Origin of the sequence: Moorena sp. SIO1G6 (assembly GCF_010672795.1) — a bacterium.
Taxonomy (GTDB): domain Bacteria; phylum Cyanobacteriota; class Cyanobacteriia; order Cyanobacteriales; family Coleofasciculaceae; genus Moorena; species Moorena producens.
Genome location: NZ_JAAHFZ010000002.1, coordinates 152,135 through 172,372 on the forward strand (window position 1 = coordinate 152,135; position 20,238 = coordinate 172,372).

The following is a 20,238-nucleotide window of genomic DNA, read 5'->3' on the forward strand; positions in this document are numbered from 1 at the left end:
CCGGTACGACAATAGCAAAGAAACGTCCTTGAATCCATGCCACGCACCCCTAGATTAACGTTTGACCGGGGAACTCTGATTTTGCATCCACCACCGAGGGGTAAAGCTTGGGTGGAGTATGCGACTTGGGATGATCGGGTAGAAAAGTTTCGGATTAGAGGAATTCACTATCGTCCTCTGGTAGAAAGCTTACTCAGAGACAAGGTTGATTTTATTGATGATGCTAGGGAATTTGTGCCTCTGCCACTAGTATCTAGTTTTGAGATGGAACCTTATCCCCATCAACTGGAAGCTCTATTGGCATGGAAGCAAGCCGGTCGTAAAGGGGTAGTGGTGCTACCAACCGGAGCAGGTAAGACTTATCTGGCACAGTTGGCAATGCAAGACACTCCTCGTAGTACCATAGTTGTGGTACCAACCCTAGATTTAATGCACCAGTGGTATGCTCAACTGGAGGCAGCCTTTCCAGATGTGGAGGTGGGAGTGTTGGGGGGTGGTTCTCGCGATCGCACGCCTATCCTGATCGCCACCTATGATAGTGCCACTATTCATGCGGAAACCTTAGGGAATCGGTACGCTTTGGTGATTTTTGATGAGTGTCATCACTTACCTACGGATTTTTATAAGGTGATTGCGGAATATGCGATCGCACCCTATCGGTTAGGACTGACAGCAACCCCAGACCGCTCCGATGGCCGTCATTGGGATCTTAATGGTTTGATTGGACCGGAGGTTTATCGGAAAAGCCCTGATCAATTGGCGGGTTTGGCCCTAGCTGACCATAAGGTAATTCAGATTAAGGTCAAGCTGTCCCAAAAAGAACGCGATCGCTATAATTATTGCATGACGTTGCGCAATGATTTTTTGCGAGCCTCTAACATTCATCTCGGCAGTATTAAAGGTTGGCAGCACTTTGTGATGGCAAGTGCGCGATCGCAAAGCGGACGCCGTGCCATGTTAGCTCACCGGGAGGCCAAGGAAATTGCCTTAGGTACCGATGGAAAATTAAGGATTTTGCTAGATTTACTGGCTCAGCATTACCCAGAGAAGATGTTAATTTTTACCAATGGTAATGCTACACTTTATCGCATTTCTCAAGAGTTATTGATTCCCGCGATTACTCATCAAACCCCAGTCAAAGAGCGTCATGATATTTTGAAGCGATTTCGGGAAGGAGAGTATCGCTGTTTAGCGGCATCCCATGTGTTGAATGAGGGAGTCGATGTACCCGATGCGCGAGTGGCGATTATCTTGTCAGGAACTGGTTCATCTCGGGAGTATATCCAGCGCTTGGGTCGGGTATTGCGTAAAGGTAAAGATGGGGAGAAGGTAGCGTTATTGTATGAAGTGGTAGCTGAGGATACCTCTGAAGAACGAACCTCTTGGCGTCGCCATGGTGGTGGTAGCAAGAATGAACCGCGAAGGCGCAAACAGCCGGAAGGTGCCAAGACCGGTAAGCAGTTAGAGTTATTGCCAGAGCAGGGTTATCAGGTCAAGCCTAGGAGTAGCCCCAGGGCGGCTGAGTCCAAGGGGAAGTGGTCAGAAGAAGAAGATGATTTTTGAGTAGGATGATTAGGTGATCACTGAGTATTGCCCCCATTCCCAAATCTAGGGATTAGGGGGCAATACTAACTCAATTTACTAAGTCTTATTCAATCTAAAATATTGCATCAGAGCTAATATTAAAACTGGTGTCATCTTGTAAGACGGCAATTAAGTCCCCCTTGTAATATAGCGTTGTATCCAGTGCTGAGGTACCACTAACATCAATAAGCTTAAACACAATGTAATCACTGATCACACCGCCGAGCTGAACTTTATCACCTTCTGTCTGATTAAAGTCAGTGATTGTCGCAAATCCTGAGCTAGTATCACCAAAGTAACCAATCTCGGTGCCAACACCATTTTTACCTAAGACGAAAGTATCCGCACCCGTACCACCAGTTAGGGTGTCCAGTTCACCTTGACTACTACCTTCATAACCTTGGATAAAGTCATTACCAGATCCACCGGTCAGGGTATCGTTGCCAGAGCCACCATCAAGGGTGTCATTACCACCATTCCCATATAAGTAGTCATTCCCAGATTTACCCCAGAGGACGTTGTTGGAATTGTTACCACTGATGCTGTTGTTGAGGCTGTTACCGTAGCCGTAGTCAGCACTACCAGTCAGGGTCAAGTGTTCCAGGTTATCTCCTAGGGTGTAGCTGATGGAGGAGTTTACATTATCAATACCCTGATTGATATATTCAGTCACCACATCCCCGGTGCTGTCAACTACATAGCGGTCATTACCCGTCCCACCATACATCCAGTCACTGCCTGTACCACCATCCAGGTAGTCGTTGCCAGAGTTACCATAAAGGGTGTCGTTGCCAGAGCCACCATAAAGGGAGTCGTTGCCAGAGCCACCACGGAGGTAGTCATTACCTAGATCACCGCTAAGGGTGTCATTACCAGCATTCCCATACAAGTAGTCACTGCCAGAATTCCCCCAGAGGTAGTTGTTGTAACTGTTACCACTGATGCTGTTGTTGAGGCTGTTACCGTAGCCGTAGTAAGCACTACCAGTCAGAGTCAAGTTTTCCAGGTTAGCTCCTAGGGTGTAGCTGATGGAGGAGTATACTGTATCAATACCCTGATTAAAGTATTCGGTGACCACATCCCCGGTGCTGTTAACTACATAGCGGTCATTACCCGTCCCACCATACATCCAGTCACTGCCTGTACCACCATCCAGATAGTCGTTGCCAGAGCCACCATAAAGGTAGTCGTTGCCAGAGCCACCATAGAGGTAGTCGTTGCCTACATCACCGCTAAGAGTGTCATTACCATCATTTCCATATAAGTAGTCATTGCCAGATTTACCCCAGAGGAAGTTGTTGGAACTGTTACCACTGATGCTGTTGTTGAGGCTGTTACCGTAGCCGGAGTAAGCACTACCAGTCAGAGTCAAGTTTTCCAGGTTGGCTCCTAAGGTGTAGTTGATGGAGGAGTAGACTCTATCAATACCCTGATTGAAGTATTCGGTGACCACATCCCCCGTGCTGTCAACTACATAGCGGTCATTGCCCGTGCCACCATACATTCGGTCACTGCCTGTACCACCATCCAGGTAGTCGTTGCCAAAGTAACCATAAAGAGTATCGTTACCAGAACCACCATAAAGAGAATCGTTGCCAGAGCCACCACTGAGGTAATCATTACCGCCTTGACCAGAAAGATTGTCGTTACCATCATCACCATAAATGGTGTCGTTTTTCGGGCCACCAATCAGGGTATCGTTGCCACCATTGCCGGACATTGTCCAAGACTTCCATCTCTGGAATATAAACCGACGTTCTTTGTGTGCTTGTTTGTAGTTGTTTAAGTCGTTACCGGTGTAAGTTCCCATATCATTTGCTCCTTACCGATTGCAATTGTTTGAAAATTTGTGGATTGTTCTATTCGGAAAGATTCACTCTATTTGTCTGAGTTGTATCTAGAAAAGTTATTCAAGAAATACTCATTATCAATAGTGGAACCTAAGACACCCAGTTTATGGGTAAATCAAGGGTAATTTTGATCAACAATCCTGATGTTGACCATTACATATTTCCAAAAAATCACAAAAATAATCTATTAATAGCGTAAATAACTTGATTATTAAACGCTACTACATCGTGATTTTATTGATAATCCCTTGATGAATTAACAGGTCAGTTCATTTAACAATCAAGTCGATCAAGTCAATTGGTTAGAACCTATAGACCCCTTGATTAATGGAGCACCATGAACTGATATATCCGAGACAGATAGTTTGAATCTGGATCTAAGTAATTAGGAGTTAAATCAACTCTTACTATTGATGGCTTAATTAGCTCCAATCTGATTATAGATCTTACTAAGATAAAAATTATAACGTTTACAAAAAGTTCACTATTTTTTTAAACTACATAAAGCTTTGAGAAAGATGAGATAAAATTATGCATAACAGTTATCAATTCGGTCCAAAGGTGCCCAGACAGTTAAGCAGTTGGAGTTCCAGAGGTGATCAGGTTAAGCATAAAAGTACCCCCAGGACGGCTGAGTCCAAGGGGCAGTGGGGAGATGAGGATGATGAGTTTTAGTATTTCTCAAAAGGTGATAGGGTGATCTGGTGATGGGGTGCTAGCTATGAATGAAAATTGGTATCAACACCCCTCTGACTAGGTATCCCATCAGCAGCTTTCCCCTAAACTCAGAGAGCCAGTAAAGCAAACAATCCTACTTGTCACCCCGTCAGATCAAGTCCTTTGGCGACTAGACTGAGATAAAGTCAGTAGCCGTCAGTAAACCACTAGAATCGACATAAGCAATGATCTCTGCACCTAAGTTGATTCGAGTGCCATTGGTAATAGAAACACCAGATCTTGTACCTGTGAATGAGCTTAAGCTGTAATTGGACAATGACCCGGAAATCTGGATCTTGTCAGAGTCAGTTTCCCCAGCGAAGCTAAATCTGTCGAAATTGTCAATCACAGCGTAATCTAGACCAGCACCGTTGTAATAGATCGAGCCACTGGTGCCTAGGATAATCAGATCCCTGGCACCAAAATCACCAGGATCAAGGATATCAATTTCACCAACACCGTCCAGAATACTGTTAGTACCGTTCAGGGTATCTGAGCCCAAACCTCCAACTAGGGTATCGTTACCACCTGCGCCAGTGAGGGTGTCATTGCCAGAACCACCGTTGAGGCTATCATTGCCAAAATTTACAGTCGAATCATCACCCGTGAGCCGATCATTCCCACTGCCACCAAGTAGAGTGTCGTTTCCGGCTTCTCCCTGAAGTGTATCGTTACCCGCACCGCCATCTAGACGATCACCAATTGTATCAACACTTCCGAGAGTATCTGAGTCCAGGGAATCATTGCCACTACCGCCAATCAAGGTATCCGCTCCCCCTTGACCTTGAAGAGTGTCATTACCACCATTACCATCGAGGCGGTTTGCGCCGCTGGTACCGATAATTGTCTCACCCCCCTGAGAGCCCTCGACGTTCTCAAAACTGCGAATTGTTTCGGTATTACCTCCAGAAACTGAGGTGGTCTCAGTTGCCAGGTTGATGGTGACCCTACCGGAAGTAAATGTGACATTGGAATAATCGATAGTGTCGATTCCTGAACCGCCATTGTGGATGTCGAAATTCACCAAATCGGCGTCGATTATCCGATCATTACCACTACCACCATTGGTGGTGTCGGCTCCAGCTCCACCATTGAGTATGTCGTTACCAAAACTACCATTCAGAATGTCGGTTCCAGCTCCACCATTCAGAATGTCATTCCCAAAACCACCGTTGAGGTTATCATTTCCGGCATCTCCATTCAGAGTATCGTTCCCAAAACCACCATTGAGTGTGTCATTACCACCATTACCATCGAGGCGGTTTGCGCCGCTGGTACCGATGATTGTCTCACCCCCCTGAGAGCCTTCAACGTTCTCAAAATTGCGAATTGTCTCGGTATTACCTCCAGAAACCGAGGTGGTCTCAGTCCCTAGGTTGATGGTGACCCGACCGGAACTAAATGTGACATTGGAATAATCGATAGTGTCGATTCCTGTACCCCCATTGTGGATGTCGAAATTCACAAAATCGTCGTCGATTATCCGATCATTACCAGAACCACCATTGGTTCTGTCGGCTCCAGCTTTACCATTGATGGTGTCATTGCCGCCAAATCCATTCAGAGTATCATTCCCAGCTCCACCATTAAGTGTGTCGTTGCCAGGACCGCCAAATATGAATGCCATTGTTTTCTCCTTAGAGTAAAATTTTTAATTTAGTTAGAGTAAGTAATTCTGCTTTATGACTTACAGAACCTATAATCAGTTTTGCTATCAAGAGCATCAAGGCTTTTTGATTGCCCTCACTATGTTAATCACTCCGAAAATCCAATTTTTCTACAATTTTATATAAAGTTTTGTAACTATTCCAAAATATAAAGTTTTGTAACGAATTTCATAAAACTTGGAAACTACCCTGATAACTAATTACACAAGCATTCCTGAATGGTCATGAGCAAGCAAATTCAACATCTGGTGATTAAATCAAAACAAGATACGATTGAAAATCAACAGCGGTATCAGGTTTTGGCAGAACTAGTTGAGCATATTTTGCGTACCCGTAAAGTGTGTCGCCCACGGCCAGGTCACCCTCTATCTGGCATCTATCTAGAGATATATCAGACCGTACAGGAGCAGCTCAACCATCAACTTGAGGAGGATATTGATAGCCCATATCTACAAATGACTTCTGAAAAGGAGTGGGCCTCTTGGCGGGATAGTCTTTTTAAGAAGGTACTCGACGAGAGTCGTCTTCAGCAGCTAGCCCTAGAAGCACAACGGCATCAACCCCATAGCCCAGAGCGATTTTATGCCTTAACGGAATTGCTCAATGCCATTAAGCTTTCCGGTAAGCTTTGCTATCGAGGCAAATTTTCCCCTGAGGTCTATGATGATGCTGTGAATCGGACATTGTATTATGTCTATCAAAACCTCAATCACTACAATCAAGCAAAAGGGAAATTTATAGCCTGGGTCAATTATCGCCTTGATAAGATGTTACAAAAGGCTCAACAAGACCTCAATGACCCATTTATCCAAGCTCAATCTGGCAAAATTGTCAGAATCAAATATCAGTTGAACGCTCTGATTAAAAGCACCAAACTAGATTCTGTGATTTTTTGGATCACACTAAGCATTAAAGGCTTAATTATAGACAAGACCCAGATCAGTAACGTTACTAAAATTATGATGGTCTTATTGTTGTTGTCCCAGTTAATCGCAAAAGACCGGACAAAGGGAGATTCATTAGTGTTTGAGATGGCTAAAGCCTCTCTGCCTTTCTCCTCAAACTTTTCTGAGCTGACTGGGGAATCGATGACCATAGAGACTGTGGCACAACCGGAAACAGAACTGACGTTGTATGACCAGCTCAGATACTATTTTAAAGCAGACCCGGAAAAGCTCTTACAGAAACATATCAAAAACCATCCTTCCGCCACATTGCAAGTGATAGGGTTAGCCTACCTCGACGGAAAAAAATGGCAAGAGATATCGGATTCTTTAGGAATTAAAATTTCATCCCTGAATAACTTCTTTCAACGTAATATTAGGAAATTATCCCCTGAAATCAAGAGATATATAGAGGAAGAGCTGGGCTGAAAATTGTATAAACAAATACAGGCTTGTCCAAATCGGTGCTTAATCTGCTCAATACATAAACTTAGATCACCTGTAGGGGTTAAAGGGAATTATTCCTCTACCTATAGGATGATACCTATTATAGTTGATAATTTATTGGTAAAGCTAAACTAGAGGGATTGCTCAGTCACACTAGTCTGTCAAATTATGGTCACACTACCAGAAGCAGCCCATCAGCTAGCAGAAAAGCGTTGCCAACAGCAATCTAATCTGGAAAAAGCCGAACAGGTTTATCTCAATACCTTGGCGGTGTATGCAGTCAATGAGTACTTACAGGGTCTAGGATTTGAAACTGACTTAGAGTCTAGTGATAGCCAGAAAGAGATCATGCAGACATTCCTAGATGTGGCTGATTTAGTGGTTAAAAATTACGGCAAGCTCGAATGTAAACCAGTCTCACCAGATGCCGAGTTTGTTTACGTCCCAGAAGAGGTTTGGCAAGATAGAATTGCTTATATAGCAGTGCAACTGAATGACTCCTTGACAGAAGCGAAACTGCTGGGATTTGTGGAAAATGTCGCAACTAATGAGTTACCGTTAAGGAAGTTGCAGCCGATGGCATATTTTCCAGGATACCTTCAGGATTTACCGAGAAAATCAACTGATAGTCGAGAGGTTGTCTGTTGAAGGTTGTCTGTCAGAATGGAGAATGCAGAATGGAGAATGCAGAATGGAGCATGGAGCATGGAGCATGGAGCATGGAGCATGGAGCATGGAGAATGCAGAATGGAGAATGCAGAATGGAGAATGCAGAATGGAGAATGCAGAATTACAAATTCTAAATTCTAAATTCTAAATTCTAAATTCTAAATTCTAAATTCTAAATTCTAAATTCTAAATTCTAAATTCTAAATTCTAAATTCTTAATTCGGCACTGCTCACCCTACAATGAATCACTTGGGATCTGGGGATAATAATTAACTCAAACGATTGATGTCTGGTGGGCACTACCCACCCTACGATTCTAGAAAAAAATAAAGTTTTGTAAATTAACCCATAAAAATTTCAGCTCAGCCAGATAAGTAAGCAGGTCAGTCTTTCTAATTGATAGCCATGAAAGAGCAAATTAGGCAGCTGGTATGCCAAGTGCAAAGGTACCCACGAGATACTCAAGAGCGGCAGCAAGCTTTAGGAAAACTGGTTAAGCAAATTTTGCGATCGCGTAAAATTTGCCGCCCATCCAAAGGTCAACCCCTATCTGGTATTTATTTAAATACTCTGGCAGTGTATGCAGTTAACTTTTACTTGCGGTGTTTGATACTCCCATCGCTAAATCGAACGCGCCCCGCGTCGGGCAAAGCCCGAAGATTATAGCGTTCCCGTAGCGGCTCCTAGGTCGCTGGGATTATTAAGAGTATAAAACCCTTAAAGGCTGAACCAAACAGCCTCTACACCCTCCGTTCGCGTAGCGGCGACCTAGGAGCATCAAATCATCGGGCTTACTTTTTCAAGATTTTTGATGATTTAAGTTTCTAGCAGAGGCTTTTCAGCTTGCACCTAAATCGACACTCAAAGGAGCGTAATAATATATCTATGATAACAGAAACTATCAACGACTCGCAACAATTCTAGTCTCCAATTCCCAAGGGGCTGTGTGGGTCAGCTGCGGGAGCACTTTATACGCCCCGTCTCCCGGAGACAAAACCTTGAACAGGGTCGCCTTATGCCAAAAGTTTTAACCCTTTTACCTATAGCCAGTAACCCATTTTGGCGACCCTGTTCTGGCGGTAATTTCGTTCCCGCGCTTGTCTTACTGGCAGTGTCAGACGCTGCGCGAACGACTATAACGGGAGGGGAATTGGAGTTGAAAGATGGGATTTGAGACAAACTTAGAGGAAAGCGACAGTTGGAACCCAGTGATGCAAACCTTGATGGATGTTGCGGATCTGACTGTGAAAAATCATGGTAAGTTGGAGTGTAGACTTATTTTACCTGAGGCTAAGTGTGTCAAAGTTCCAGCAGCAGTCTGGCAGGAACGAATTGGTTATGTGGCGGTGGAGCTTGATCAAGCATTGGAGGAGGCAACTCTGGTAGGATTTGCTGATAAAGTGGTAACAGAACAATTCCCCGTGAACCAATTGCGAACCCTGAAAGAGTTACCGCGACACATTAAAGAGTATCGGCAATGTGGCCAATCCCAGGCAGGGGCAAAGCAGTGGAGCCATAGTCATGCTCTCAAACCCAAGGTCTTCTGTCCCGATGCTTCACCGTCCAACACTATGGAAACAGACTCTAGCCAACAACAGCAACCACAAAGCCAGACAGCAGTAGTGCGATTAAGGCAGTGGTTAGACAATAGTTTTGAGGCAGATTGGAAGACTGTGGAAACTATATTACAGCCAGCACCGGAGCCAATGCTGGATTTCAGAAGTTTCCCCTTTGACCAACCTAGTAAAGGATTGCATACTACCGTGGGAGTAAAACGAGGTAAGCTACTCGGTTCGGAAATCGCCTGGGGTGCCGAGAAGGTAGCTTTATTTGTGGAGCTACATCCAACGGATTCACCCAAAATGAATATATTCATTGAACTGTATCCTGGTGGTGGTGGAGACCGTCTTCCCAAGAATCTACAGATTATGGTGCTGGATCACGAGGGCATTGCGGTGATTCAAACCCAAGCCAGAGAGACGGAAAATATTAAGTTGCAAGTCAGTGGCGAACCGGGAGAACGTTTTAGCATTAAGTTAGTTTTGAATGATGTCAGTATTACGGAAAATTTTTTAATCTAAAGTTAGCGGCGATTGCGCTACCGGTATGCTTCGTAAACCCAGCCTTGTATTAATCCGATTATTAATTAGATATAATATTACTATAGCAGTTGTCAATTCGGTGAGGTAGATTTTGGCTTATAGGAAGTAGGGGTAATAAAGGGGATTTGGTATGATTATAGGAAAGCCCGAGTAAGTAGGGCTGGTTTTTTAGTGAGAAACTGACTCAGGGAAAGCATCGTCTATAAATCCATCCCTATTGCATAAAATTTATTCTCAAGTAAGGGGGAATGGGTAAGATTGTTAGTAAGTATTCAGCGGTCAGCGGTCAGCCGTTGGCCTTTAGCTGATAGCTGATAGCACCTCAAGTAGCACCATCTGTAGCGCATCAGCTGATAGCTGTTCGCGCAGCGTGCGCGTAGCGCATAAGCTGTTCGCGCAGCGTGCGCGTAGCGCATTAGCTGAATTATTACGATTGTTATCCATTCCTAATACCTAATACTTAATAGCTAATAGCTAATAGCTAATAGCTAATACTTAATACTTAATACCTAATACTTAATACCTAATACTTAATACCTAATAACTAATTACCAAAAATGGGAAAGTTAGTTGTCCTGAGTCTAGATGGTGATTCCCAGCAGCAGGGGTTTCAGGTACGCTTAGAAATTGCTGAAGAAGGGTCACGCGCAACACTGGAAATGACCGGTTACTTGCCTGCAGCTTCACAACTCACTACTTACTTACAATACCATTGGCGCGAAAAATATCGGAGCCTAGGTTCACCCGCGAGAATCCAGCCCGGAAAAATTATCTATGGTGGTTCCATTAACCAACAGCTCAAGGAATGTCGGGATTCAGCCCATGAGTTAGGTAATATACTGAAACGATGGCTGGATTCTGAACAGTTTCGTCCCATTGATAAGCGATTACGGGAAGAGTTAAACCCAGAGGAAACCATTCGGGTGCTGATTCGCACGGAAAATACCCAGTTACAAAAGCTGCCTTGGCATCTGTGGGATTTTTTTGACCGTTACCCCAAGGCTGAAGTTGCTCTGAGTGGAACACAGTTTAAGCGACCCCATCAACTCCCTACACCTACCTCGAAATCTAAAGTGAGAATTTTAGCAATTTTAGGTCATAGTGCTGGTATTGATATTAAGGCAGATCGACAACTGCTGGAGAATTTACCTAATGCAGAAACCGTCTTTTTAGTAGAGCCCAAACATCACGAAATCAATGACCAGTTATGGGAGCAAGCTTGGGATATTATCTTTTTCGCAGGACATAGTGAGACAGAGGGGGAAACAGGTCGAATTTATATTAATCCCACCGATAGCTTAACCATTGATGAACTGTGGTATGCCCTCAAAAAAGCCGTGGCCCAGGGCTTAAAACTGGCAATTTTTAATTCTTGTGATGGGTTGGGATTGGCACGGAAACTCCATGATTTACAAATTCCCCAAATGATTATAATGCGGGAGTTGGTGCCAGATCAGGTCGCTCAAAACTTTTTGAAGTATTTTTTGAAGGGATTTGCTAATGGTAAGTCTTTATATCTGGCAGCGCGGGAAGCACGGGAGCGATTGCAGGGGTTGGAGCGTCAGTTTCCCTGCGCCAGTTGGTTACCAGTAATTTACCAGAATCTAGCACAAGAACCACCAGCTTGGGCAGATTTGTGCCAAGAGCAAGAAAAACGGAAACCCAAGTGGCCTAGTTTCCAGAGAGTGCTGCTATCTAGCATAGTGGTCACTAGCTTGGTAATGGTAGTGCGATCGCTTGGCCTATTCCAGCCCTGGGAACTGCAAGGGTTTGACCAGTTGATGCGGCTGCGACCCAATGAAGGACCAGATCCACGACTGTTATTAGTCACAATCACTGAAAAGGATGTGCAGTCCCAACCTAAGGAAGAAAGAAGAGCCGCCTCCTTATCCGATCGTTCCTTGGCCAAACTGCTGGCAAAGCTGGAACAGTATCAACCGAGTGCCATTGGTTTGGATATTTATCGGGAGAATCCTGTGGCAAGGGAATACCAGGATTTAGCGACTCGGATGCAAACTAGTGATCACTTGTTTGCCATCTGCCATTATGGTGACCCCGGAGTTCCCCCACCTCCAGAAGTACCAGAGGTTCGCCAAGGCTTTAATAATGTTTTACTCGACCCCGATGACATTATCCGTCGCCATCTGTTGGCTGTAGGGTCACCATCTCCTTGTCAGAGCTACTACTCATTTAATTTCCAATTGGCAACAGGTTATCTGGCCGATCAAGCAATCCAGTTGGAGGTGACAGAAAATTACTTAAAGCTTGGCACTACAGTTTTTAAGACCCTAGAAAAGGATTCTGGTGGATATCACAATCTAAAGTCCGGTGGTCACCAAATATTACTGAATTATCGAGCTTCCGATCAAATTGCTGAGACCGTTTCCCTTGGAGAGGTTCTCAGGGATGACTTCAATGCCGACTTAGTCAGGAATCGCATTGTCGTGATCGGTACCATTGCGCCCAGTTTTAATGATAATTTTTGGCGCACACCCTACAGTGGTGGTCAGTGGTCTGTTGAGAGCATGAGTGGGATAGAAATTCAGGCGCAGATGATCAGTCACATCCTCAGTGCAGTGCTGGATAATCGACCATTAATTTGGTGGTGGTCTGAGCCTGGTGAAGCCCTGTGGATTTGGTGCTGGGCTGTGGTGGGGGGTATGGTTGCTGGAAACTTTAACGTGCTGCGTCCCGTCCTATTGGGTACTGGAACTGCTTTGGTTGTTTTATATGGAAGTTGCTGGGTTTTACTGATAGTAACCGGTGGTTGGGTGCCATTAATTCCCGCTACTATAGCATTGGTGGCTACTAGTGTGGTTCTTTACTTTGGTTTACAAAGTGACCAAAGTAATTGACTCGTCATTAGTCATTAGGTAAGCATATGCTTACGTCATTAGTGATTAGTCTTTGGTGAGCTACATTAAATCTCTTGATAGTTACAAATGACCAATGACCAATGAGCCAAAATCCCCTTTGATAACCCCCCTTTAGCCGCGACTTATAGTGCTTGGGGCGATACTAACTTGGGGCGATACTAACAAGTTGCGCCTAGGGCGTGTCTTCTTGCCTCGGAGATCCCCCATTATCCCCCTTAAAAAAGGGGGACTTTGAGTATGGCTCCCCCCTTCCGCGCGGGGGGCTGGGGGGGATCTAAATCTTGCGGAAAACTTTGAAAACACGCCCTAGGCATACTGAATAAATGGGATTTTTAACCCGGATTTGGTATGACTAATTACTAATAACTAATCACAACACTTGACCGGATTTTGATCTGGAAATAGTGGTGATATACAGGGGTGTTAATCTGAATCCAAAAATTGGATATATCAGGTAAACATCTGTCGATGTTGATCTGAAGGTTGAGTGATGATGTTAACTAAATTATTTCGGCTTCAATACCTATTTCCCTTTAATTTAATGGTTGTTGGCTGGATTAGTTGTTTCTTGGTCTCCCGAGTAGAAGCTGATCAATCCATCAATGTTGGCCAAGCACAACAAGGACCAATTGAGTATACCAAGCCCAAACCCCCAGACAAGGGTACTCCTGATGCTGCCCAGGGTACAGGAACCCGTGGTCCTTGCCTATACAAGGCAGAGCTTCCAACACTGACTTCTTTAGTAGGTTTTTATCAGCCAAATTTAGATTATTCATATTTAAAGGTTACTCATGATTATCCAACCTTTTGGATATATCTACCTTATACCTCAGAAGATGGAGATTATAACTCAGAGGATGAAGCGTCCTTAGAATTTTCCTTGCAGGATAAATATGGTAAAAAAGATATTTACCGAACATCTTTCAAGCTACTAGATAAGCCTGGCATTGTGGGTATTCGGCTTCCTGAGAAAGTAAATTCCTTGGAAGTTGGTCAAACCTATCGTTGGAATATAGAGATCAATTGCCCTGCTTGGGAATTATCCAATAAACCAACAACCGTCTATTTCAAAGGACGAGTTAAACGAGTTGCCCACTCTCCAGACCTAGAACAGGATTTAAATGAAGCGAAAACTCTTCAAGAGAGAATCGCAGCTTATGATAAGCATGACATATGGTTTGATCAGTTAACTGAGTTAGCTGAATTAAGGCGGCAACAGCCCCACGATAGGACTCTTAAAGAAGCTTGGACTGAGGTATTGACCCCTCGTTTGGGGAAAACCATATCTGAACAACCCCTTTTGGGTAACCTTGAGGAAATTACACCGGTGCTGGTTAAAAAATAGGGAAAAAGAGGAGAGTGTCGGAATTTTATAATTAAGAATTAAGAATTGAGAATTAAGAATTGAGAATTGAGAATTGAGAATTGAGAATTGAGAATTGAGAATTGAGAATTGAGAATTGAGAATTGAGAATTGAGAATTGAGAATTCTGTCTTCTGTCTTCTGTCTTCTGTCTTCTGTCTTCTGTCTTCTGCCTTCTCCCTTCTGTCTTCTGTCTTCTACATTCTCCCTTCTCCCTTCTGTCTTCTCCCTTCTCCCTTCTCCCTTCTGCCTTCTACATTCTCCCTTCTGCCTTCTACATTCTCCCTTCTGCCTTCTACATTCTACATTCTACATTCTACATTCTACATTCTACATTCTACATTCTACATTCTCCCTTCTACATTCTACATTCTACATTCTACATTCTACATTCTACATTCTACATTCTCCCTTCTCCATTCTACATTCTACATTCTACATTCTCCCTTCTACATTCTACATTCTACATTCTACATTCTCCCTTCTCCCTTCTCCCTTCTACATTCTCCCTTCTCCCTTCTACATTCTCCCTTCTGCCTTCTACATTCTACATTCTACATTCTACATTCTACATTCTACATTCTACAGCCAATTCCCAACTAAAATAAATGGTGCCCAATGATAAGGAAGAGTGTAGTCTTTGTTAGGATCTTCTTCTTCCATCTTTAGAAACTCTATTTGAGCATTTCGCAGGGCTTCCGCTTTAGTCAACTGTGGATTATTTAACTGTTGGTAGAACTGATTCATAAATTCCGCTGTAGAGGCATCATTAACTTGCCACAAGGTGGCTAGGGTACTGCGTGCTCCTGCTCTAATCGCTATCCCAGCTAGTCCTAAAGCCGCTCGTTTGTCCCCAGTAGCAGTCTGACAAGCACTCAGTAACAATAGTTCAATGGGGGTGGTGCCACTGGGGTCACTCATCCGTAGTAAGTTATCTAAATCCTTGACTTTGATGCGTTCATCCCAGTCTAAAATAAATGTTTGCTCTGGGTTGGAACTGAACTGGCCGTGAGTGGCAATATGAACAACATTGAAAGACGCTGCGGTTAGTTGATTTTGCAGGTTTTCTTTGATAAATTCCTGATTTTGCAGTTTCTGACTACGGTTGACCTGTTCCCCAATTTTTGTTAACTCGAATGCGACGTTATCGATTGGTCCTAAACCTTCTTTTTTAAAGCTGGGAGCGTTAGTAGCTCCAGCAATTAGGGCTGTGAGCTGTTGCCTTGGCAATGGTTTGGGGTCCACTAGCTGTAAGCCAGGGGTCACAGCTACAGCATACCGTTCTATTAAATACTTGTCCTTTTCTCGATCATAAAGGGCTGCTACAGGAATATTTCGTAATGACCCATCTAGGATAAATACTAGGGTTTTTATTGGGCTTTGGTCTCTGTCACGGTTAGTCTCTAGTTCTTCTTCAAAGGGTCTGATTAGCAAGTCATAAATTTGGGGTAATTCTTTTTTGATAGTGTGATTAGCACCGGTAGGTTTGGTTATGATTTCTTGGAACTTTTTGACCGCTTCGTCTACTTGATCGTCTGATATGTTTTGATGGAAAGAGTACACCAAGTCATTTTGCTTAGGCAATTTGAGGATTACCGCTAAGCCGTCTTTTAAGATAATCGGGTAAATCACCGCTGCTCTAGGGTCTACATTATCAATGTTGACTTTTTCTGGCTTGGCGCAGGCGTCTCGAAAAAAGTTGTCGATTTCAGCAAGCTGGAGTGCTTCAATAACCTTACGGGCCTTTTTGAGATTATCGTTACTCGGTTCAGGAGAACGCAAGAGTAAATCAACTAACTCTCGATAGACAGGCTCTACTTGTTCTCGGAAGGAAAACTGGATGTCCGGATTGAGAGCAACTAAATCACTGCGTAAATTCGTTAAGGTATTAGAGGCTTGGGTATAATAAGCGATCGCATGATCGATCAGTTTCGTTACTGCTTCGGTATCACCATTGCTGGTGGTAGTGGCTTGTTCTGCTTTAGCCTTAAGTAGACGTCCCATTTGCCACTGCCACTGATAAGCAATATCCGGTGCATTAATCCCTTGGGCAATCAGAAGCGCTGACTTGGTAAAGGTTATGGCATTTGACCAATCCTTGGTTTGTTCAAACCAGTTACCAAGGGTGCCCAGGGCATAGGATTCTGCTCGTTTGTCTTCTAGGGTTTTAGCTTGCTCAATGGCAGTGTTGAGTTGTTGAGCAATGTCTGGGAAATTGGGAATTTGCGTGGTAATTGGTTTGGTAAATTGCGTACGCAATTTTCGATTTCTGATCAAGATCAGACTTTGAGCGAAATTTACGTGGGCGTAAACTGATGCTCTACTGGATGGTAATTTAGTGAGCAATGTCTGGATTTGTGGCAACAACGCTTGAACAGATTTCTCCTGGTCTGTCTCGATGAGTAAACTTAGCTGATTCAATTGTGCTTGAATTTTGGTAATGGGTGAGGTGGTGGTTGCTGCTGCTTGTTGATAGTGAGTTATCGCCTCTTGGATATGCTGCTTGGATGCCTTGTGGTTATTCGTGTCTTTTGCTCTTGTGGCTAAGGCTCGCTCAGTATTACCTAAACTCAGTAACGCTTGACTCTGGGATTCTGGAGATTGTATTCGTTGTGCGACTTTCCAACTTTCGGTTAAGGTCTGTTTAGATTGCTCTAAATCCCCTGCTTGGCGAAACACATTACCAAGATTGTGTAAGCCAATAGCTTTTAGAGGAGAATCCGGTTGTGCCAGCAGGGTTTGTCTTACCTGAGTCAATAGCTTCTTGGCTCGACGGTAAAGTCCCAAAGATTGCATCCCTTGGGCTTGATTAATCTGGCTACCAAGCACACCAACCCGATCATTGGCTTGAGCATACAGTGCTTCAGCATTTTGCCAGGTGTTCAGGGCAGCTTCAGCATTTCCCTGTACCAATTGCAAACGCCCTTGAGTGTTCAACACTTTAGCCAATACTCCCTCACCTCCCCTGGATACGGTTTCTAGCAACGACAAACTGGAGTCAATGGCTGCTTGGGCTTGATCCCATTCCCCAAGTTGCTGAGTCACTAAGGACAGCAAACGCAGGGCTTGGGCTTGGTTGAGGATATCTCCTGTGGCTTGATAAGCTTGTGCCGCCTGCTGCAATACTCGTGCAGCATCAGCATACTGTCCAGCATCGTAGTATTGTTTTCCTGTTTCCAGCAGCAAGTAGTGCTTCGTGCTTCCTGCTTCCTGTTGCGTCCTGCTTACTGTTGCGTTCTGCTCACTGTTACTGAGTGCTGATGGCTGATTGCTGATGGCTGAGTGCTGATGGCTGATTGCTAATGACTGAGTGCTAATGACTGATGGCTGATGGCCAGCCGAGAAGGGTAGTGCGTGTACACCATGGCTTAAGATTAGCCCCAACAAGGTCATTAAAATAAACTGAATCAGGCGCTTCATTTATCTGAGTTATCTTTCGCGTTGGGAACAGCGAACAGGGAACAGGGAACAGGGAACAGGGAAAAGCGATCGCATAGCTTCCCCCTTGTTAAGGGGGACGGGAGGGGGATCTATCTTGTTAAGGGGGACGGGAGGAGGATCTATCCTCTGGCTTCCCCCTTGTTAAGGGGGACGGGAGGAGGATCTATCTTGTTAAGGGGGACGGGAGGAGGATCTATCTTGTTAAGGGGGACGGGAGGAGGATCTATCCTCTGGCTTCCCCCTTGTTAAGGGGGACGGGAGGGGGATCTATCCTCTGGTTTCCCCGGAAAACTCACCGCAGCTGCTTAAAGGTTTGGTGAAGCATTGGACAGTCTACTTTATGTAACCAGGTACCCTTCGGAGTCACTATGACTGGATGAGCGGTGAGAATTACCTCCCCGTTGGCACCGATAACCCAGCCTTGGGCTTCCACAATTTGTTTAGGTTTAGGATTACTGGTCTGTGGTTGATTAATCTGTAGTTGATGCTGCCTTGACCTTAACCGACGCCTTTTGATCCTAGTTTGAGGTTGCTCAGTGATACGCCAATCGTCCCATGTAGCATTGGGGTTCAGGGTTTCGTTGGGAGAAACCGGTAAGCCACCACGACCTGTGGCAGTAAATTCACTCCCCTCACCCGCAGCACAGAGGTTTTTTTCAATCAGTTGAGAGGCATCAATTATATCGGTTGGCAATTCCGACAACCCTCGGCTGGGGTCAATTCCAGGTGCATTGATGTTGACGGTACCATCTAGACCAAACTCAGAGCTAGCGGTAATGTCACTGAGGGGGGTGAGCTTTTCTCGGAACTCTAGCCCAATGATACCTTGGGTGGTGATTGTGATATTGCCGCCATTGCCTTCAAAAGCATTAGCGGTAATGTCGCTATTTTCTTGACGAATGCCTAGGATAAAGGGAGCATTAATCTCAATATTGCCGCCGTTTCCACCAGCTTGAGCAGTGCCTGCGGTAGTAGAGATTTTACTGTTGCGTCGCAAGAACAACAACTCGTCAATGGTTAAGGTAATATTACCTCCTTGGGTGCTAGCCGTTTCTGCGGATAGCTCTGCTTTATTATTAAGGGTGAGTGTGCCTGCCTCAAGTGTAATACTGCCCCCTTTTCCCTGGCCTTGGCTATCTACAGCTATCTTGGCTTTATCCCGAATGGTCAAAGTTCTGGGGTCAACGAAAATATTGCCACCATCACCGCTAGAACCACGAGTAGTGTTGGCAAACAACCCACTTCCAGCTCCAGCTAGAGTTATATCATCACGTACTTCCAGAGTAATATTACCAGCCTGCTTATTACCTTCGGTGGTGGTTCTGACGTTCCCACCGTCGGTAGCCTCAAACCGATTGGCCTCAATTATGTTAATGTTGCCACCCTTACCCCGGTCAGTATTGGTAACGCTGGAAGTAGTGGCTGACACCTGTGAGTCTCCCTGGATGGTCACTTGATCAGCCTGAAGGGTGATGTTACCGGCATCTCCATCACCAGCAGTACTGGCAGTTATTTCAGAGTCATTGGTTAATTTTAGCGTACGCGTTTTAATATCTACATCCCCACCATTGCCAACTGCACCAGTGTTTACTGCTGTCGAAATCGAACTATTCCGATTAAGGGAAACCTCCTCAGCGTCTGGGATTGTGATACTACCGGCATTTCCGGTACCGGCAGTACTTGCTTCAATTTTCGAGGTGTGATCTAGGGATAGAGACTCGGTTTTTAGATCAATATTGCCACCATTCCCAACTGCACCAGTATTTACTGCGGTGGATATGGAACTGTTGAGATCAAGGTTAACCTGTTGAGCATCTTGTATGGTGATACTACCGGCATTCCCAAGCCCAGAGGTGCTGGCAGTTATTTGAGATTCATTGGTTAAAGTAAGCGATCGCGTTTTTAGATCAATATTACCGGCTTTTTCAGCATCTGCTCCAGAGTTTACTGCTGTGGATATGGAACTATTCCGATTAAGGGAAACCGAGTCGGTATCTGGGATTTTGATACTACCGGCATTTCCGGTACCGGCAGTACTCGCTTCAATTGTCGAGGTGTGATCTAGGGAGAGAAACTTGGTTTCAATATCGACATTCCCACCATCGCCATCTGCACCAAAGTTTACTGCTGTCGATATCGAACTATTGCGATCAAGGTCAACCTGTTGAGCATCTTGTATGGTGATACTACCGGCATTCCCAAGCCCAGAGGTGCTGGCAGTTATTTGAGATTCATTGGTTAAAGTAAGCGATCGCGTTTTTAGATCAATATTACCGGCTTTTTCAGCATCTGCTCCAGAGTTTACTGCTGTGGATATGGAACTATTCCGATTAAGGGAAACCGAGTCGGTATCTGGGATTTTGATACTACCGGCATTTCCGGTACCGGCAGTACTCGCTTCAATTGTCGAGGTGTGATCTAGGGAGAGAAACTTGGTTTCAATATCGACATTCCCACCATCGCCATCTGCACCAAAGTTTACTGCTGTCGATATCGAACTATTGCGATCAAGGTCAACCTGTTGAGCATCTTGTATGGTGATACTACCGGCATTCCCAAGCCCAGAGGTGCTGGCAGT

11 protein-coding genes and 1 pseudogene are annotated in these 20,238 nt (G+C 44.6%); 8 read left to right on the top strand and 4 right to left on the bottom strand.

Annotated features, from left to right (window positions below):
* The first annotated feature begins 36 nt into the window (after nucleotides 1-36).
* Nucleotides 37-1,563, top strand: coding sequence for a DEAD/DEAH box helicase (locus F6K63_RS03565; RefSeq protein ID WP_287310819.1), 1,527 nt, complete (start codon nucleotides 37-39; stop codon nucleotides 1,561-1,563).
* Between the two features lie 94 nt (nucleotides 1,564-1,657).
* Here F6K63_RS03565 and F6K63_RS03570 read toward each other — a convergent pair whose 3' ends face one another.
* Nucleotides 1,658-3,394 (bottom strand): calcium-binding protein, encoded by a 1,737-nt coding sequence (locus F6K63_RS03570; RefSeq protein WP_287310821.1) that lies wholly within the window; start codon nucleotides 3,392-3,394, stop codon nucleotides 1,658-1,660.
* Nucleotides 3,395-4,281: 887 nt separating this feature from the next.
* On the bottom strand, nucleotides 4,282-5,778 hold the full coding sequence (locus F6K63_RS03575) for a calcium-binding protein (RefSeq protein WP_287265199.1): 1,497 nt from the start codon (nucleotides 5,776-5,778) through the stop codon (nucleotides 4,282-4,284).
* 264 nt (nucleotides 5,779-6,042) lie between these two features.
* Here F6K63_RS03575 and F6K63_RS03580 point away from each other — a divergent pair, with 264 nt between their 5' ends.
* The 7 genes and pseudogenes from F6K63_RS03580 to F6K63_RS37590 form a co-directional block, all read left to right on the top strand.
* Nucleotides 6,043-7,191, top strand: coding sequence for a hypothetical protein (locus F6K63_RS03580; protein ID WP_287310823.1), 1,149 nt, complete (start codon nucleotides 6,043-6,045; stop codon nucleotides 7,189-7,191).
* Between the two features lie 186 nt (nucleotides 7,192-7,377).
* The gene (locus F6K63_RS03585; protein WP_287298320.1) at nucleotides 7,378-7,857 is read left to right on the top strand and encodes a DUF1822 family protein; all 480 of its coding nucleotides are present in this window, start codon (nucleotides 7,378-7,380) and stop codon (nucleotides 7,855-7,857) included.
* Nucleotides 7,858-8,283: 426 nt separating this feature from the next.
* Entirely contained in the window at nucleotides 8,284-8,544 is a 261-nt protein-coding gene (locus F6K63_RS03590) for a hypothetical protein (protein ID WP_008180145.1), read from the top strand.
* Nucleotides 8,545-9,041: 497 nt separating this feature from the next.
* Nucleotides 9,042-9,959, top strand: a complete 918-nt coding sequence (locus tag F6K63_RS03595; protein ID WP_008180144.1) for a DUF1822 family protein — start codon at nucleotides 9,042-9,044, stop codon at nucleotides 9,957-9,959.
* 578 nt (nucleotides 9,960-10,537) lie between these two features.
* Nucleotides 10,538-12,835, top strand: coding sequence for a CHASE2 domain-containing protein (locus tag F6K63_RS03600; RefSeq protein WP_287310825.1), 2,298 nt, complete (start codon nucleotides 10,538-10,540; stop codon nucleotides 12,833-12,835).
* A 511-nt stretch (nucleotides 12,836-13,346) separates the two neighbouring features.
* Nucleotides 13,347-14,201, top strand: coding sequence for a DUF928 domain-containing protein (locus tag F6K63_RS03605; RefSeq protein WP_044492329.1), 855 nt, complete (start codon nucleotides 13,347-13,349; stop codon nucleotides 14,199-14,201).
* A gap of 143 nt (nucleotides 14,202-14,344) precedes the next feature.
* Nucleotides 14,345-14,419: pseudogene (locus tag F6K63_RS37590) on the top strand (hypothetical protein); the annotation flags it as partial.
* Between the two features lie 382 nt (nucleotides 14,420-14,801).
* On the opposite strand, the gene F6K63_RS03610 reads toward F6K63_RS37590, so the two are convergent.
* Entirely contained in the window at nucleotides 14,802-17,639 is a 2,838-nt protein-coding gene (locus F6K63_RS03610; RefSeq protein ID WP_287265194.1) for a CHAT domain-containing protein, read from the bottom strand.
* 313 nt (nucleotides 17,640-17,952) lie between these two features.
* Nucleotides 17,953-20,238: beta strand repeat-containing protein (locus F6K63_RS03615; protein ID WP_287310827.1), on the bottom strand; the 2,286-nt coding region annotated here is incomplete at its 5' end.